Annotated in this window: 15 protein-coding genes and 1 tRNA gene; 1 reads left to right on the top strand and 15 read right to left on the bottom strand. The window is 37.8% G+C overall.

Features of this window, described 5'->3' with window-relative positions:
• Positions 1-295: 295 nt before the first annotated feature.
• The 15 genes from lysS to spoIIE form a co-directional block, all read right to left on the bottom strand.
• Positions 296-1,777, bottom strand: a complete 1,482-nt coding sequence (gene lysS, locus GHT08_RS19270) for a lysine--tRNA ligase (RefSeq protein WP_163583022.1) — start codon at positions 1,775-1,777, stop codon at positions 296-298.
• A 277-nt stretch (positions 1,778-2,054) separates the two neighbouring features.
• Positions 2,055-2,297 (bottom strand): helix-turn-helix domain-containing protein, encoded by a 243-nt coding sequence (locus GHT08_RS19265; RefSeq protein ID WP_163583021.1) that lies wholly within the window; start codon positions 2,295-2,297, stop codon positions 2,055-2,057.
• The gene (gene folK / locus GHT08_RS19260; protein WP_163583020.1) at positions 2,249-2,779 is read right to left on the bottom strand and encodes a 2-amino-4-hydroxy-6-hydroxymethyldihydropteridine diphosphokinase; all 531 of its coding nucleotides are present in this window, start codon (positions 2,777-2,779) and stop codon (positions 2,249-2,251) included. Before folK ends, GHT08_RS19265 begins: the two co-directional genes overlap by 49 nt.
• Positions 2,776-3,141, bottom strand: coding sequence for a dihydroneopterin aldolase (gene folB / locus GHT08_RS19255; RefSeq protein ID WP_163583019.1), 366 nt, complete (start codon positions 3,139-3,141; stop codon positions 2,776-2,778). The genes folK and folB overlap by 4 nt, the downstream gene beginning before the upstream one ends.
• Position 3,142: 1 nt before the next feature.
• The gene (gene folP, locus GHT08_RS19250) at positions 3,143-3,970 is read right to left on the bottom strand and encodes a dihydropteroate synthase (RefSeq protein ID WP_163583018.1); all 828 of its coding nucleotides are present in this window, start codon (positions 3,968-3,970) and stop codon (positions 3,143-3,145) included.
• 861 nt (positions 3,971-4,831) lie between these two features.
• A complete protein-coding gene (gene cysK, locus GHT08_RS19245; RefSeq protein WP_163583017.1) occupies positions 4,832-5,758 on the bottom strand; it encodes a cysteine synthase A in 927 nt (308 codons plus the stop codon).
• A gap of 96 nt (positions 5,759-5,854) precedes the next feature.
• Positions 5,855-6,775 (bottom strand): peptidyl-prolyl cis-trans isomerase, encoded by a 921-nt coding sequence (locus GHT08_RS19240; RefSeq protein WP_163583016.1) that lies wholly within the window; start codon positions 6,773-6,775, stop codon positions 5,855-5,857.
• A gap of 15 nt (positions 6,776-6,790) precedes the next feature.
• Complete coding sequence (gene hslO / locus GHT08_RS19235) at positions 6,791-7,663, bottom strand: Hsp33 family molecular chaperone HslO (RefSeq protein WP_018934265.1); 873 nt, start codon at positions 7,661-7,663, stop codon at positions 6,791-6,793.
• A gap of 17 nt (positions 7,664-7,680) precedes the next feature.
• A complete protein-coding gene (locus GHT08_RS19230; protein WP_163583015.1) occupies positions 7,681-8,460 on the bottom strand; it encodes a type III pantothenate kinase in 780 nt (259 codons plus the stop codon).
• A gap of 507 nt (positions 8,461-8,967) precedes the next feature.
• Positions 8,968-10,992, bottom strand: a complete 2,025-nt coding sequence (ftsH, locus tag GHT08_RS19220) for an ATP-dependent zinc metalloprotease FtsH (protein WP_163583013.1) — start codon at positions 10,990-10,992, stop codon at positions 8,968-8,970.
• 97 nt (positions 10,993-11,089) lie between these two features.
• The gene (gene hpt / locus GHT08_RS19215) at positions 11,090-11,635 is read right to left on the bottom strand and encodes a hypoxanthine phosphoribosyltransferase (protein ID WP_163583012.1); all 546 of its coding nucleotides are present in this window, start codon (positions 11,633-11,635) and stop codon (positions 11,090-11,092) included.
• Between the two features lie 11 nt (positions 11,636-11,646).
• Positions 11,647-13,053, bottom strand: coding sequence for a tRNA lysidine(34) synthetase TilS (gene tilS, locus GHT08_RS19210; RefSeq protein WP_163583011.1), 1,407 nt, complete (start codon positions 13,051-13,053; stop codon positions 11,647-11,649).
• 66 nt (positions 13,054-13,119) lie between these two features.
• Positions 13,120-14,064 (bottom strand): serine/threonine protein kinase, encoded by a 945-nt coding sequence (locus GHT08_RS19205; RefSeq protein ID WP_163583010.1) that lies wholly within the window; start codon positions 14,062-14,064, stop codon positions 13,120-13,122.
• Positions 14,036-14,770, bottom strand: a complete 735-nt coding sequence (locus GHT08_RS19200; RefSeq protein ID WP_163583009.1) for a vWA domain-containing protein — start codon at positions 14,768-14,770, stop codon at positions 14,036-14,038. The genes GHT08_RS19205 and GHT08_RS19200 overlap by 29 nt, the downstream gene beginning before the upstream one ends.
• 83 nt (positions 14,771-14,853) lie before the next feature.
• A complete protein-coding gene (gene spoIIE / locus GHT08_RS19195) occupies positions 14,854-17,310 on the bottom strand; it encodes a stage II sporulation protein E (RefSeq protein ID WP_163583008.1) in 2,457 nt (818 codons plus the stop codon).
• A gap of 279 nt (positions 17,311-17,589) precedes the next feature.
• Between spoIIE and GHT08_RS19190 the strand changes: the two genes are divergently transcribed.
• Positions 17,590-17,663: transfer RNA gene (locus GHT08_RS19190), tRNA-Met, on the top strand.
• The last annotated feature ends 461 nt before the right edge of the window (positions 17,664-18,124 follow it).

The following is an 18,124-nucleotide window of genomic DNA, read 5'->3' as shown; positions in this document are numbered from 1 at the left end:
GGTTGTTTTGTTCAGTTTTCAAAGATCAAGGCTTGCTGTCTTTTTTTGCGACAGCTTTTATATCATATCATCTCACTCACATTATGTCAACAACCTTTTTTTAAAATTTCAAGTTGTATTTTAAGTTGTGATGGATGTTTTTTGTCATGTCGTTTTCAGCGACGATTAATAATATAACACGTAGTAAGATTTAAAGTCAACAACTTTTTTCACTTTTTTTAAATAAGTCATCTTCTATCTTAATTACTCCCATGAAAAGAACCTTGACCTAGACGATCAAGGTTCTTCCATACTATTATTTATTACGCATTTGAGGAAAAAGTAAAACATCTCTAATCGATGGTGAGTTAGTTAACAGCATAACTAATCGATCAATACCTATACCTAAACCACCTGTTGGAGGCATACCATATTCTAGTGCTTCCAAGAAATCGTCATCCATTTCATGTGCTTCATCATTACCTTGCTCTTTTTCTTTAACTTGTGCTTCAAATCTTTCTCTCTGATCAATTGGATCATTTAACTCCGAGAATGCATTTGCATGCTCACGTCCAACAATAAACAGTTCAAAACGATCTGTGAAACGTTCATCTTCTTTATTCTTCTTAGCTAAAGGAGATATTGCCACAGGGTGACCGTACACAAACGTTGGTTGGATTAGTTTCTCTTCTACCTTCTGTTCAAAAAATTCATTAACAACATGTCCAAATGTCATCGCATCTTCTACTTCTACCCCGTTTTCTTTCGCTAAAGCTTTTGCTTCTTCATCCGTCATCTCTTTCCAGAAGTCAACACCTGTATGTTCTTTTATCGCATCTACCATATGAAGCCTTGTCCATTTTGGTGCTAAATCAACCTCATAATCTCCATAAGTAATTGTTGTAGATCCGGTTACTTCTTCAGCGATATGAGACACCAAGTTTTCAACCAGCTCCATAATATCATGATAATCTACGTATGCTTCGTACAATTCAATCATAGTAAATTCCGGATTGTGGCGAGTAGATACCCCTTCATTACGGAATACACGGCCAATTTCATATACTTTTTCCATACCACCTATAATCAATCGTTTTAGATGCAACTCAATGGCAATACGCATATATAATGGAATATCGAGCGCATTATGGTGTGTTTCAAACGGACGTGCTGATGCACCACCTGCAATACCATGCATCATTGGAGTTTCTACCTCCAAAAAACCTCTCTCATCTAAGTAGCGTCGCATAGACTGAATGATCTTACTGCGAAGAACAAACGTATTTTTACTTTCCATATTAGTAATTAAGTCTAAGTACCGTTGGCGATAACGTTGTTCTACATCTTTTAAACCGTGGAACTTTTCTGGTAAAGGACGTAGAGATTTCGTTAGCATTGTAAATTCGTTTGCTTTAACTGAGAGTTCCCCTACATTTGTTTTGAATACTGTACCTGTAACACCCACAATATCTCCTAAGTCTGCTGATTTGAAGATTTCATAAGCTTCCTCTCCAATTCTATCTTTCCGTACATATAATTGGATTTGGCCGCTTAAATCCTGAATATGTGAAAAACCAGCTTTTCCTTTACCGCGTTTCGTCATAATTCGACCTGCCACTGTCGTTTCAATTGCCTTTTCTTCTAATTCCTCTTTAGAGAACTGATCATATTGTTCTTTTAACTCTTCTGCCAAATGTGTACGAACAAATTTATCACCAAACGGATCAATCCCTTGTTCACGGTAACTGTTCATTTTATCCAAACGTACGCGCATGTGTTCATTCAGTTCTTCGCTCATTTTCGTTCACCTCAATAATTAATAATTTATGTAATATATATCAAAAAACTGCCAGCATCACACTGGCAGTATCACATTCGTTCATGATTAGTATAGAAAAGGAACTTGTCTGTGTCAATGTTTACACACTCAGGAAACTCTTGCTTGTTGTTCTACAAAGTCATATAACAGTTCATCAAGTTCTTCGACTCTGTCTCGTTAATTACGTACTTTACCATTTCCTTTTAAATACCAACTAGCCATTGGTGCTAATACAACCTGAGTACGGATGATAATATCATCTGTGTTCTACATACCGTTTCTCTTCATTTTCTTCTATTTTAGGTTGCAACTCTTCTAATGAAATATCGAGCTTAGCTGCAATATATTTTAAATGATCGTCAGTAGGAATTCTTTTACCTCTTTCAATTTCTCCTAATTGCGAAACCGATATTCCAAGTTCATCTGCAAATTCAATTTGCGTATAACCTTTCAACTTCCGAAATGCTTTGATTCTCTTACCCCATCTATTGGTTGCCATTTGACTACACCTTCTTTATCTTCTGCAGGTACAATTGCTAATAATTCCGTTATATTCTTATCCAAATATGCAATATACAAAAATGGATTTATTTCTGCTAATGGTATTAAAACAAATGCTCGTTCATGTAATCTTGGATGTGGTAAAATTAATCGCTCTGTTTCTATATTTTCTTGATTATATACTAAAATGTCAAGATCAATTGTCCTCGGTCCCCATTTTACTTCCCGTTTTCTACCCAGATTCTGTTCGATACTTTGGCAAACGTTCAACAGAGAATTAGGATCTAAATCTGTTTCAACTTCAATCACCATATTCAAAAATTGATCTTGTTCTACAAAACCAACAGGGTCTGTTTCATATATTGAAGATTGATCTTTGAGTTCTATTTTATCATGTACAGCTAATTGTTCCATAGCTTTATTTAAATAAGTTAATCTTGGTTCGATATTAGATCCAAGCGCTATATATACTTTTCTCATAAAGATTTCTCCCTATAAATTTCAACAGCAACCGACTGATAATGACCAGGAATAGGAGGGTCAGGTTTCATTACCTTGACATTACAAGCTTGTAATGGATCAAACTTGGATAAAAGTGTCTCTGCAACCTCTTCAGCTACTGCTTCAATTAAATTTTTAGATCTTCCTTCAACGATTTGCTTGGTCAATTGATACACGAGCCCGTAATCAATGGAATACTGAAGATCATCTGATTGACCTGCCTGTTTCAAATCTGCTTCCAATACTACATCTACTAAAAAGCGTTGCCCTAGCTTCTTTTCTTCAGGAAATACACCGTGAAACCCATAAAAAGTCATTTGATTAAGGTATATTTTATCCATCTTATGCACCACCCTTACCAATCAGCTTGTCCATCATCTTAGCCATTCTTACATGCATCTCGACATTATGGACACGAACTATTTCACAACCCTTTGTCAAACCGTAGCATACAGTTGCCCCAGTTCCTTCATCCCGCTCATCCACTGGCAAATTCAAAGTTTTGGCAATAATGGACTTACGGGAGGTTCCTAGTAAAACAGGATAATCTAATTCTCGAAGTCGATCCATTCCCTTCATGACTTGAATATTTTCTTCATATGTCTTAGCAAATCCAATGCCCGGGTCGAGAATAATTTGGTCTCTTTTCACTCCGGCATCTAACGCAATTTGGATACTTTCTTTTAAATCAGATAATACATCTTCCATCAGTTCATCATATCTTGGGTTTTCGCGATTATGCATAAGTATAATGGGAACATCCAATTCTGCTGCCACTTTTGCGATATCCGGTTCTTTCTTGGCACCCCAGACATCATTAATAATCGACGCACCTGCTTCTATTGATAGCTTTGCTACCTTAGCTTTCCATGTATCAATGGAAATGGGTATATTGATTTCATCAACGAGTGCTCTAATCACAGGAATGACTCGGTCTATTTCATCCTTTTCAGATACTGGTGTGTGACCGGGTCTTGTAGATTCACCACCAATATCGATGATATCAGCGCCTTGTTCTTCCATTTTTTTAGCCTGGCGGATGGCTGCTTGGATATTATTATATTTTCCTCCATCAGAAAAAGAATCTGGTGTAACATTTAAGATACCCATTACTAATGTTTTCTCTGGGTAATAATAGTCTTTCATTTTTGTTCGTAACCACTTTTCCATGATACCCCGTCCTCACGAAACGAATTCTATAATCTATTCATAACAAAATATTATACCACAAATAAACATAGAAAGTTTAGGTCTGTTGAAAAATATTCTCTACTACTAGCGCTATATTTATCCAATAGTAAAATACACATTGCGATACCCACCAGATATCAGAATGTTTTATTCATTAGATACAAACTGCGAAGTAGCGAAAACTGTTTGTTCGAAACTAAATGCACAGTCACCTATGAAGTAATTTTGACATATATCCTGATCATAACCGCCACTCCGGCTGCCCACTTCCCTTTCCGCGGGGTTTGCCCTTCAGCTAACTTTTTCGAGCCAAAACCGCTCGAAAAAGTGGATCTTCAGGTCAAACAGTTCCCACAGGAGTGGAAGTGGGCGGCCTTCGTTAAGATATGCTCCACAACACTTATCCGTAATCAGCCAGTCGATTTCTCCACCATATGTAGCGTAGGGTACGACTATACTAAAACGGTTTTCACAGCGCTATAAGTACTGTAATTAAACAGAAAAGTTTAGTTCCATGAGTTCATTTCTTTCTATAATCAGAGAACCAAAATAGCGTAGGCAGAATACGGAGACTCCTGTGGGACAGCGAGAGCTGAAGATCCACTTGGTGAAGTGTCTTTCTTCACCAAGTTAGCTGAAGCCGCGCCCACGGAAAGCGCAGTATTCTGCCGAAGCGTACTGGAGCATTCATCAAAATGCAGAATGGAAAAGAGCAAATCCATGCAAGTTACTTCGCAGTTTATGTATACTGCGATGATTATGCAAAATAAAACCCCGTTTCAACATGAACTGAAACGGGGTTTGTGCTTATTTATTCTCTTTATTAAATTGCCTTGTTGTTTATTCTTCGTCAAATTGATAAAGAGGGGTTGATAGATAGCGTTCTCCGTTACTTGGAAGAACTGCAAGGACTTTTTTGCCTTTGCCAAGTTTTTGTGCTACTTGTTTAGCAGCGTAAATAGCAGCACCTGAAGATACACCACCTAGTACGCCGTCTTTGCGAGCTGCCTCTCTAGCTGTTTCATAGGCTTGATCATTAGATACAGTAATCACTTCATCATAAACATCTGTATCAAGAACTTCTGGTACAAACCCTGCACCGATTCCTTGAATTTTGTGAGGACCCGGTTTACCTCCAGATAATATAGCTGAATCAGTTGGTTCTACCGCATAGATTTTAATATCCTTGTACTGATCCTTCAATACTTTACCTGCACCAGTGATTGTTCCACCAGTTCCAATACCCGAAACAAATGCATCTAGTTGATCGCCCATTTGCTCGACAATTTCTTTACCAGTCGTACGAGCATGAACAGCAGGGTTTGCTACGTTATTAAACTGCTGGGGCATGAAGTAGCCATTTTCTTTTTGTAATTCTGTCGCTTTCGCGATTGCACCTTTCATACCTTCTGCACCTGGTGTTAATACTAACTCTGCACCATAAGCTCTTAATAGATTACGTCTTTCCATACTCATGGTATCAGGCATTACTAAAATCGCTTTATAACCTTTAATAGCGGCAACTAATGCTAGACCAATACCAGTATTACCACTAGTTGGTTCAATGATGGTGTCTCCGTCTTTTAAAACACCCTCTTCTTCTGCCGCCTCAACCATCGCTAGTGCGATACGATCTTTAACAGAGCTACCAGGGTTCATAAATTCCAACTTCAGATAAATCTCTGCACCTTCAGGATCCGCTGTGCGATTTAATTTCACAATCGGTGTATTTCCAATCAATTCCGCAACATTTTGAGCTACTTTCATTCCAGTTCCTCCTCAAATCCAAGTAAAATTATTGGTTTTATATACAATGTACATGAAACGGTATACAATGTCAACCCATAAAATGGAAAGCGTCTGTTAATTTTTTTCATTTTTATAGTTTAATTCTACTTCTATTTGATCCCAAAGAGCTGAAGCATCTACTTCAGACTGTAATTGATCTAAGGCAATATCTTGACGTACTTCCTCATACACTTCATCATAGTTCAATTCAATAGCAGGGAGATGTTGATGATGGAAGATAATAGCATATCCGTTATTCACCAATATTGGTTCACTATATGTCCCCGCTTCTAATGAAATCGCTGTGTCATAGTATTCCCTTGGTATAAAACTGCTTGTCTCAGAATAAAACCCTAAATATCCTCCATCCGTTCCGCTTTCCTCATCAATGGACAAATCTTTTGCAACCTCATTGAAAGGTTCGCCATCATCCAACCTCGCCATCACATATTCTGCTTCTTGTTGTGTCGAAACAAGAATATGAGACAACTGGACCATATCATCAAACTGGTATTGGTTTTGATAAAATTGATAATACTCTTCTATTTCTGCTTCAGAAACACTAACATCTTCACTTAAAAGTTGTTGTAGATAATAACGATATTTTATTTGCTCGGTCCATTTTTCAATTTTTTTCTCCTTTTCCTCTTCAGATAACAATCCTTGCATTACCATCATTCTCGATAATTCTCGGTCGATTATTTTCGAATGAACCTCAAGGTCTTTATCCTCTGCTAACTGAAAAACAACTTCCTTATCAATTAAATCATGTAAAACGGATTCGCCATATTGCTCTATTAATTCGCTCATCCAATCTTGATATAAAACTTCCTCATCCCCAATTTCTGCTAAAGGTTGATTACGATCCACCGGATTCTCATCTAATACTACAAATTCATCTGAGCTGTTTTGTCCTGAAAAGATAAAAATGGTTGTAATATTTGTTATGAGCAATAGTAATATAATAGACCATAATACCAGACGTGATACCCTCAACTATTACTCCCCCTATTACTCTGTCTTCAATGCCCGCAACTCATCGATCGTAAATTTGTATGTTTCATTACAAAAATGGCAAGAAGCCGTAGCACCATGATCTTCCCTAATCATCGAATCAATCTCTTCGTTTCCTAAACTTTGGATTGCTGTTTCCAGTCTTTCTTTTGAACAAGGGCAAGAAAATTGTACTGGTAAACGCTCATGAACCTTTAGATTTCCTTCACCTAATAACAACTCTAATATCTCATCTGGCTGTTTCCCATCTTGGATCAACTTTGAAATAGGTGGAACATTGGCAACCTTTTCCTCAATTTGAGCAATGGTTTCTTCTGATGCTCCCGGCATCATTTGTACAATAAATCCTCCAGCAGCTAAAATACTATGATCTGGATTGACTAAAACTCCTGCTCCTACCGCTGATGGAACCTGCTCAGAATTAGCTAAGTAATAGGTGAAATCTTCACTTATTTCTCCAGATACAATGGGAACTTGACCAGTAAAATGATTTTTTAGGCCTAAATCTTTTACAATGCTTAATGTTCCCTCCGTTCCAACTGCTCTTCTTACATCCAATTTCCCTTGTGCATTTGATTCAAAATCGACATGTGGGTTTCCGACATAGCCACGTACTTCCCCTTTAGCATTTGCATCCGCAATAATTGCTCCCATTGGACCGTTTCCTTCGACTTTTACCGTCAGCTTGTCTTCACCTTTCAGCATCGCACCTAACATCGTGGAAATGGAAAGTGTTCTTCCAAGTGCAGCCGAAGCAGTTGCCCATGTATCTTGGCGAACTCGTGCTTCTTCTACTGTATCTGTTGAACGGATTGCGTAGGCTCTTACATCTCCGCCGAATGCTGTTGCTTTTAATAAATAATCACTCATTTATAAACGTCCTTTCTTTACGCAAAATCTTGCTCATTCTTTTGGTATATTTCGTACAAACCTTTTAAGGTTAGATAAGGGTCGACGATATCAATTACAGAGGAGTCTTTGGCAATTAATGTTGCTAAACCTCCTGTGGCGATCACTTTTGGTGATCCTCCAACCTCTTTTTTTATCCGGTTAACGACAGCATCTACTTGACCGACGTACCCAAAGTAAACACCAGATTGCATTGCTTCTACCGTTGATTGCCCTAAAACCTTACTTGGCTTTTTCACTTCTATTTTCGGCAACTTGGCAGCATTCTGGTATAGAGCTTCTAAAGAAATATTAATGCCCGGGGTGATAACACCACTGACATATTCATCTGCTTCATTGATGTAACAATAGGTCGTAGCCGTCCCGAAATCAATAATGATACTCGGGGAACCATATTCTTTAATGACACCTACCGCGTTGACAACACGATCAGCACCTAACTCTTTAGGATTAGGGTACTTCATTTTTAAGTATGGATTCACTTTTTCATCCCCAATTATCATGGGATTACAATGGAAATATTTGTCTGCCATACGCTGAAGGGCAAATAAAATCGGTGGGACTACAGATGAAATGACAATACCGTTAATGTCAGAAAAATTTAATCCTTCATGTCCTAATAACGATTTAATAAACATGGCATATTCGTCTTCTGTTTTGTTTTTGTCCGTTTGCATGCGCCATTGATATGTTAATTGGCCGTCATTAAACACTCCTAATACAGTGTTTGTGTTACCAACATCTAATACAAAGATCATAATATCCTCCAAAATATCCAAAAAAATTGTTTACTTATTTTTATATTGTATAGCTTGCAAGCAACAAGTCGCAAGTTTTATGGTTGTAAGTCCTAACCCACACTAGTTATACCATACACTTGGGAAAGCACAAATATTTCAATCCAAAAATAAAAGAAGCCCTGAAATAATAACTAATACACAGTAGATACAAACTGTGAAGTAGCTTAGTTACAAAGTTAACAGGACTTCTCTTCCGGGGATATCTCTTTCTCTTCCGAGGATACCTCTTTCCCTTCCCTGGATATCCTTTGCTGTTCCAGGGATATGCCCTTCTCTTCCCTGGATATAGTCGTTTATCCTCGGAAGAGAAGATGTTTTCCCTGAAAGAGAAGCCTTTTTCCTCGGAACAGATCGGCGCTTCCGGGGATATCTCTTTTCCATATCCTACGTTACTTCGCAGTTTATTTATTCTGTTTCTTGAAGCGTAAAAAAGCAGTTCCTTTTTAGTAGGAACTGCTTTTCGTTTTATTGTTTATCTTTATCGTCGGACTCTTCAGTTGATTTGTCTTGGTCGAAATAGCTTTTGGAATCCTGGTCAAAATAGCTTTCTTCTTCTTCCTTCGGTTGAATATTTACTTTAAAGTCAGATGACTTGTTATCATCTTCTTTTGTATCATCCGTTTCTGTTGGAGATGGTTTTTCTTTACCATCTTGTTCAGAAACTACTGGATCTGGAAGTTTACCATCTTCAAACAGGCCTTTAATCTGACCAGCATCTAATGTCTCAACCTCTAGTAGAGTCTTCGCTACAAGTTCTAACTTGTCACGATTTTCTGTGAGAATTTGTTTTGCTCTGTTATAACATTCTTGGATGAAGTTTTGGATTTCCTGATCGATTTCATATGCAATCGCATCACTGTAGTTTTGCTCATTTTGCATATCGCGACCTAAGAAAACTTGCCCTCCACCACTTCCAAATTGCAGAGGTCCAATCTTATCACTCATACCGTACTCCATAACCATCTTACGAGCAATTCCGGTTGCACGCTGGAAATCATTATGAGCACCAGTACTTACTTCGCCAAAGATGATTTCTTCAGCTACACGACCACCTAATAACCCGGTAATCTTATCAAACAATTCTGGTTTCGTCATAAAATAGCGATCTTCACGCGGAAGCATTACGGCATAACCACCTGCTTGACCACGAGGTACAATCGTTACCTTATGTACCATGTCAGCATCATCTAGCACCATACCAATAATCGTATGTCCACTTTCATGATAAGCAACAATATTGCGTTCTTTTTCTGAAATAACCCTACTTTTCTTAGCAGGCCCAGCGATGACACGGTCAATTGCTTCATCTACTGATTCCATATCGATTTTCTCTTTATCATGTCGTGCTGCAACAAGTGCTGCTTCATTTAAGAGGTTTTCAAGGTCTGCACCTGAAAATCCTGGTGTACGCATAGCGATTGTCTTCAAATCAACATCTTCTGCTAATGGTTTATTACGTGCGTGAACACCTAATACGTCTTGACGACCTTTTAAGTCTGGACGATCTACGGTAATTTGACGGTCAAAACGTCCTGGACGTAATAACGCAGGGTCTAAAATATCTGGTCTGTTAGTTGCAGCGATAATGATAATTCCTTCATTCTCACCGAAACCATCCATTTCAACGAGTAATTGGTTTAAGGTTTGTTCACGTTCATCGTGACCGCCACCTACACCAGCACCACGTTGACGACCTACTGCATCAATCTCGTCTATAAAGATGATACATGGTGCATTTTTCTTCGCATTTTCGAATAAATCACGTACACGGGATGCACCAACACCCACAAACATCTCCACGAAATCCGAACCACTTATAGAGAAGAACGGAACTCCTGCTTCACCTGCAACAGCTCTAGCAAGTAATGTTTTACCTGTACCAGGAGGTCCTACTAGTAAAACCCCTTTTGGTATTTTTGCACCAATAGCAGAGAATTTACGTGGGTCTTTTAAGAAGTCAACTACTTCTACTAATTCCTGCTTTTCTTCATCCGCACCAGCAACATCTCTGAAACGAACTTTTTTCTTCTCTTCACTGTACATTTTCGCCTTACTCTTACCAAAGTTCATGACACGGCTACCACCGCCTTGAGCCTGGTTAAGCAAGAAGAAAAACAGGATGAATATAATAACAAATGGAATCATGGTCGTTAAGAACGTAACCCATCCACTCGGTTGTTCCTCTTCCTCAATTGTTAATATCCCTTGATCTTTAGCGGTATCTTCAACTTGTTCAATGATACCAGGAGTATCTAGGATATTAGTCATAAAGGGTTTATCATCTTGCTCTAATTCCCCTACCACACGTATTACACCATTGGAAGGGCGCATTTCCATTTCTTTGATTTGGTTATTTTCCAATGCTTGCATAAATTCGTTTACTTTTAATTCTTCAGCCTGGTTGTTTTGGCTGCTGAATACTGATATGATCCCTATCACAACTAAAAAGATTACGAAATAGAGGATCACATTACGTATAATCCGATTCATTGCCTACCTCCTCCCGAAACGAGAAAACTATAGTAAATAGTATCATATTGCAAGACTTTATGACAACTAATTACAACTGACCGTTGTTTGATTTTAATTATTCTTCTCCACCATAAACTTCTGGCTTTAAAATACCGATATATGGTAAGTTTCGATATTTCTCTTGATAATCTAATCCATAACCCACCACAAATTCATTTGGCACTTCAAAACCTACCACATCTGCTTTAATATCAACAGTTCTTCCTTCAGGTTTATCTAATAATGTGACAATTTTAATTGAATTTGCCTGACGATACTTAAATAAATCAACTAGATAACTGAGTGTTAGACCACTATCAATAATATCTTCAATAATTAAAATATCACGACCCTCTACCTTTGTGTCTAAATCTTTCACGATTTTAACTTCACCAGTGGAACGCATTTCATTCCCGTAACTTGAAACATCCATAAAATCCATTTCTAGGTGTGTATCAATCGCACGTAAAATATCCGACATAAAAGGTAATGCACCTTTCAACACACCAACCGCTAGTGGAAACCTGCCATCATATTCTTTGGTTAACTGTTCACCAAGTTCTTGACATTTCGTTTGTATTTGCTCTTCGGAAATTAATATTTCCTTTATCTCATCATGCATCTTGCTGCCTCCTATTCATTTGAATCCGTATATGTTAATGAAATATATTTCCCAACAGAACCTTCATTTACTATTTCCGCTTTCCTTAAACCAACAATCCAAAGCAAAGATCCGTCTGCACCAAAGATAAGCGGCCAGCTATCTCTTAAATAAACCGGAATTTTCTCATCAATAAATATATCTTTTACTTTCTTCCGACCATTTAATCCTCTCACTTTGATACGGTCCCCTGGCATTCTCACTCTCATACTAAGTGGTAATAATGATTCACATTCAATCGGGATATGTAAAGTATAATTATCTTCCTGAATATCTCCAGAGGTATATGTGGCTGTCAGGATGGCTCCATTCGGTAATAGCATTTCACCGGGAACCTTTATGAATTGATGGACTTTCCATTCCTTTTCGACTTGGGAGAGAAAGTGGAAACGCAATTCTTGGTAGTTTTTTGTTACTTTTAAGGATTTTGGGAAATCTAAAGTAACATTACTCTTTTCTTGATCTAATAATGCAAAAAAAGCTTTTTCATGTTGTGTAGATAAATCTGTTGGTACTTCTTGATAAAGATAGTTTAATATTAGATGAAAGGCTCGTCTTTGTAAAGCTATCGGGTAAGATCGAAAAGCTTTAATATTAAAAAACACCGTGTCTTTTTCACATGTTATGACATCATGCCACATTGCTTTAGTTTGTGCTTGAAGAAATTCCTCGTCCTCCGTCATACGCTCTGTCATTTCCTGCACATGAAGGTGGACGTGACGGTCTTGTTGCTTGAGCAACGGTAAAACATGTAACCGGAAAAAATTGCGTGTATAATCGATAGATTGGTTCGAAGGATCCTCCCTAGCTACGATCTCGAGCTCTCGGCAATATTGGTAAATTTCATTCTTAGATAAACATAATAAAGGCCTAATGATGTATCCATTTGCGAATTTTCTTTTTACTGGGATACCAGTTAAAGCAGCAGGATTAGACTGACGTACTATTCGCATTAATACGGTTTCTACCTGGTCATCACCATGATGTGCCAAAGCTAAAAGGTCAGAACCTGTTTCTTTCATAACCTGTTTAAATACTTGATAACGCAAAGTACGGGCCGCTAATTGTGTCCCTTCTTTATGTATTGCTTTTCTCCTGTTCACATTTACCTCTTTCCCTATAAAAGGGACGCCTAATTGCTCACAAATCTGTTCAACGTATTGAACATCTGCCGCAGACTCTTCCCCACGCAAACCATGATCGATAGAAACTACCGTAACTTGTACATCCCAAAGTTTCTGCAAGCTTACTAAATAGTGTAGTAATAGCAAGGAATCTGCGCCACCTGAAACACCTACTAATACTTTGGCATGCTTATGTAATAAGTGATGTCTCTTCATAAATGGCGTTAATTTATCATAAAGGGTTGTTCTACTCAAACACCACCACCCCATCCAATCTTGTTTACATTATTTTAACATAATATGAATGATAAAATCTTTTTATCACATAAAAAATGTAACATAAAGATAACAGGCACCTCCAATGGTTAATATACTACCTATTTCAAGAAAAGGATATAATGCTTCATGAGAGCTTTTTGCTTTTTGATGCTGTCTTCTCTTATCTCGTTTCGACTTCTGATGAATAAAATAATTTAACAAATAATCTTTTATCTGTTCTGCCTCGGTTATAGAATTATTAATGAGCATCAGTAATAATTTTCTCAATGGATCGATTGTCACTGCCTGATTGATTTTCTGTTGTAACGTTTTTTTAGGATTAGTTCCTTTTGTAAAACCATTTGGATAATAGACACGCAAAATTACCATTGCTAACGCAAAGAGATCGTAGCCTGGGTCAGCTTTTCGTGAACCGCATTGCCAATACGCACGATCATAGAATTCAGTATACTCTTTAATTGCTCTACCCTGTAAGGTTGTTCCACCAACATCAACCCATCTTAATTGAACGGGCTTGCGTGATACAATTAAATTTTCTATCTTTAAATCACCAAATACATACCCTTGCTGATGTAATACGTGTAAATCATTAGCAAATTTGATCAAAAGAGATACTAACCATTCATGACCATTTCTTCGCATAAAATCATGTAACGACTCACCAGATATATATTCCATTACATAAAAAGAATAGGTAAAGCCATTATGAGCCTGATAATCATCCACATCTATCAAAGAAGGTCCAAGGTGATAACCTTGAACCGCTTGGAAGGACTTCAATACGTTTACTTCAGAACTAACAGAAGCACTTTGTTTACTGATTTTCAGTGCTACTTGTTTGTTTTCGTGTACACAAAGATAAACAGATCCTATCGCACCACTCCCCAGTTTTTTTACGACATGATAATGATGACGGTGCCATTTACCTTTGACAATTTGTCCTTTTCTTAACTGAATATCAGGCTTCTTCGATGTCTGTGTAATCATCGCGCGTAAATCTCCTTCGTAACGTCTTCTTACCAAATTGATACATGGCTTCTTTTAAAGCAGGCCCAGTCGGTGTAATACCACCGCTTGATATTTTGGCAAAAATAGAAGTGATGGAATCTAGTTTCGATGTCCAATCTACTAATTGTTGAATCGGCTTCTTCCGTCCCGGGAATTGATATACAGCAAAACGGCTTCGCCCAATTCTTGCATTCATACTAATGGAAAGATCAATAAGAGCTTCTTGAACAGTTGGTAGTTTATTGGTCATACTAGCACTTGTATCAACGAGTACTAATACCTCTAAATCACAAGTCTCTCCTAGTTCGTCCACTACTTCCATTACCTCCCCACGCTGATCTGGAGGTAATTCTTCCATTGTTTTTTCACTACCTAAGATTTGCTTTAATTCATTATTCACAACACCTTGCAACGTTTCCGTCATCGCTTGTTTGGTCACAGTTTGAACGGTCTGTGCTAATGCATCCTGATAAACAATTTGACTAACCCCTTGGCCGTTTTCAGAGATTTCTTCTACTTCTTCCAATCCCTCTGGTTGTTCTGTATGATCATCTTCTAATATGCCAATAACATTAACTGTAATTCCTTGTTCGGCTACTAAACTAGCTACTAGTGCCGGATCTTCTCCTTGGTTCGAGCAACCATCCGTAATTAAAAGAATTTGTTTAAGTGTCCCCGTTTTCATACATTTTCCTCCTATTATTGGTCATTGATTATTAGTAAGGTTCGCCAATAATGGGAGGAATTATACGTTTGACCTGCTGTTCATTAACTAATGTCCTCTCTTTCAAATTGCCGAAAAGAACGAATAGGTGCCCATTGTGGTTGATTTTCCGTAATTTGAGCTACCAATACCGTCATATCATCTTCAATCTCACCACTTTGAGTTCGAATCACCTCTTCAAGTAATAAATCAGCGATCTCTTGAGGCTCTTTCGTTTCCATTTCCAGCAGTTTTCGCTTCAACCATAGATCGACATTCTCTATGTCTTTCGGACCTTCAAATATCCCATCACTCATCATAATTAAGAAATCTCCTGCTTTTAATTGTGCACTGACAACATCAACTTCTACCTCCTGAATAATTCCGATTGGAAGGTTACTAGCCTCTATCTTCTCTACAGCATCACTTCGCATAATAAAACTAGGAGTAGAACCTACTTTCAAAAAGCGAACGATTGCATGGTGGAGGTCTACCATTGCCAAATCTAATGTTGCATAAATCTCTTCATTTGTTCTAAGTGCTAAGATGGAGTTGATCGATTTAATTGCTACCTGCTCGTGCAAACCAGATTCTAAGATTTGTTGTAATAACCGTAATGTTTCGGTGCTTTCTTCATGTGCTCTGTCCCCATTTCCCATACCGTCACTAATAGCTAAAGCATATTTCCCGGCACCAAGCTCCATTGATTTATAACAATCCCCTGATATTAACCCTCCTCCTTTGGCTGCGTGTGCCACCCCAGTATTAATGACAAATTTCCTGGCAGAACCAAAGGTAAAAAAGCTATGCCCTTTTGCTAGAGGCGACAGGTCTTCCGTAACGACAATGATCGTTTCATCCAAAATATCAGAGAGAATAGGTGCAATCAGTTTGGCAGCTTCTCCATGGTATTGCTGGAACGCAATCACCATTTCAATATCGATGTTTCCTTTCTCCAAGCTATAAATATCTAGTTTTTCTAGTTCAATCCCTACATGTTTTAACGCCGCAACTATTTCAATTTCCTGTTGCTCATGGTTTTCCTTTTCTTTGAGAATCTCATTAGCGAAATTCTCCATGACTTCTGATACACCACTTAATTGATCTGCGACAAAACGTCTACTTTCTAACACTTGTTTCTTCAGTTGTTTATTTGCTTCAAAAAAGGATAATTCTTGCTGCATGGTATCGATCACTTTACGAGATTTAATACAGTGATTTTCAAACTGTCTGTTCGTTATATTATTCAATTGGTTATCTGTTTCCAATTGATCTTTGACATCTCGCATTAAATCGTATGTTTTATCAAATTGTTGTACCCAACAGGTTTCTTTTTTAAAGCATGTTTGACAAGTTTTTTCCGTGACATTGCTTAAATAGTAGTCTACTTCTAGATCCTGTTCCTGCCATTGGTTGGATTCTGTTTGAAAGCTGCGAGACAAAGCTTTAAAGACATTAGAGAACCGCTCGACCCGGTGGGCAGTAACGTTTCGAACCTTTTGCAAATATTGCTCTTGCTCATTGGTATGTTCAACCGTTCCCGGTATATATTTAGCAATCTGTTTAATCAATTTACTCGGTGTTATTAAAAACAATAATATCGCTAACGCTGATTCCATTAATGCTGTTGCCAGATAATCAAAGGATTCGCCATATAAACTGATTAACAACGTACTAATTAATAACCCTAAACTGACAGCCAGCTTTCTTCCTTCTTTCAGTAACCCACCTAATAGGCCGGAGAAAGCTAATAAGCTCATTTGATACATGTTGGCGATGCTGGCAAGACTCAATATTAACCCTGCTACAACCCCAACAGTGGAACCAATTGCAGCACCACCAACCAATGCAAGAAGCAATACTAAATATCGTGCTAAAACCTGTTCCATTTGCGCATCATAGATTTGTACACCAATTACTCCTGTTAGTACCGAAGCTAATAAAATGATAAAACAAACAATTTCTTCATTTTTTAAAATTGGTTTATAACGTTTTGGTGATAATAATGGAATACTTTGCATAAAGATTAGTAATAGAACAGCTGCCAATATTCCCTCAACAAGAGCGATGACCCACTCGAGATATGTTAGCTCCGTTGTCATCGCATAAGTACTGATTCTAGGAATACTTGCTGCAAAAAAGACGAAAAGCGGTAAAATCCTCTCGACCGATTTCGATTGATAGATAAAAAAGGAGAGGACTATTAAGATAGAAATAGATAAAAATATATAGAAGCTATGTGACAGACCGTATGTAAAAGCTCCTATCAATGAGAATGTAATAAGGGGAAGTACTTTGTCCCGACGTAAAAACCAGACTGCCGCAACAAAGGCAATGACGAATGGTGAAAGTGTCGATAAAATGACAGCTCTTCCTAATAGAAAACCGATAATACAAATAAGCAAACCTTTCTCAAACAATAAGCTTGTCCAATGTTGACCGATCTTTTGACGTAAGTTACTCATCATCGGATGAGAACTAGAAAAAAAAGATTTTGGTTTATTATCCGTATATGTGTTCATTTATATCACTCCTCTGTCCACATTAAATCACATCTCCTCTCGATATTTTGTCAAAACAAGGAAGATGCCGTTCTAAAAAGTTCGACGCTATTCTTTATATAAAGAACCAAACGACATTTTCTTCTTACCTTTCCTTTGATTTCTTTCAATATTTTTGACAGACCGTGTTGATACAGAAAAGATAATAAGAAATTTGAAGTTGTTTGTTGACAGATAGGTAAAGCTGTTGTATTATATTTTTTGTGTCTTTCGAATAAGACAACCCTATTTTTATATCATGGCGGTGTAGCTCAGCTGGCTAGAGCGTACGGTTCATACCCGTGAGGTCGGGGGTTCGATTCCCTCCGCCGCTATAAAGCAAAAGACTTAGGCAAATGCCTAAGTCTTTTTTATATAAACTAATACAACTCTATTTGATTCGATGTAGATATATACCGCGAAGTAGCTTAGTTACAAAGTTAACAGGACTTCTCTTCCGAGGATACCTCTTTCCCTTCCCTGGATATCCTTTGCTGTTCCGGGGATATGCCCTTCTCTTCCCTGGATATAGTCGTTTATCCTCGGAAGAGAAGATCTTTTCCCTGGAAGAGAAACCTTTTTCCTCGGAACAGATCGGCGCTTCCGGGGATATCCTTTTCCATATCCTACGTTACTTCACAGTTTATGTATTTGTGTTAATATGTTTATTCGAAAAAGTACTATAGTTAAACCAGTACCTCCATTCTATACACTTACCCCTTACACTGAAAAAGCTACCGATCATTTGATCGATAGCTTTTTCTTTATAATATATAATTACGAGTCACATCCGTCT

The sequence above is a fragment of the Gracilibacillus saliphilus genome (genome assembly GCF_010994085.1).
Classification (GTDB): Bacteria; Bacillota; Bacilli; order Bacillales; family Amphibacillaceae; genus Gracilibacillus; species Gracilibacillus lacisalsi.
Note: the sequence above shows the minus strand (reverse complement) of the source record. Positions and strands in the feature narration are given on the sequence as shown.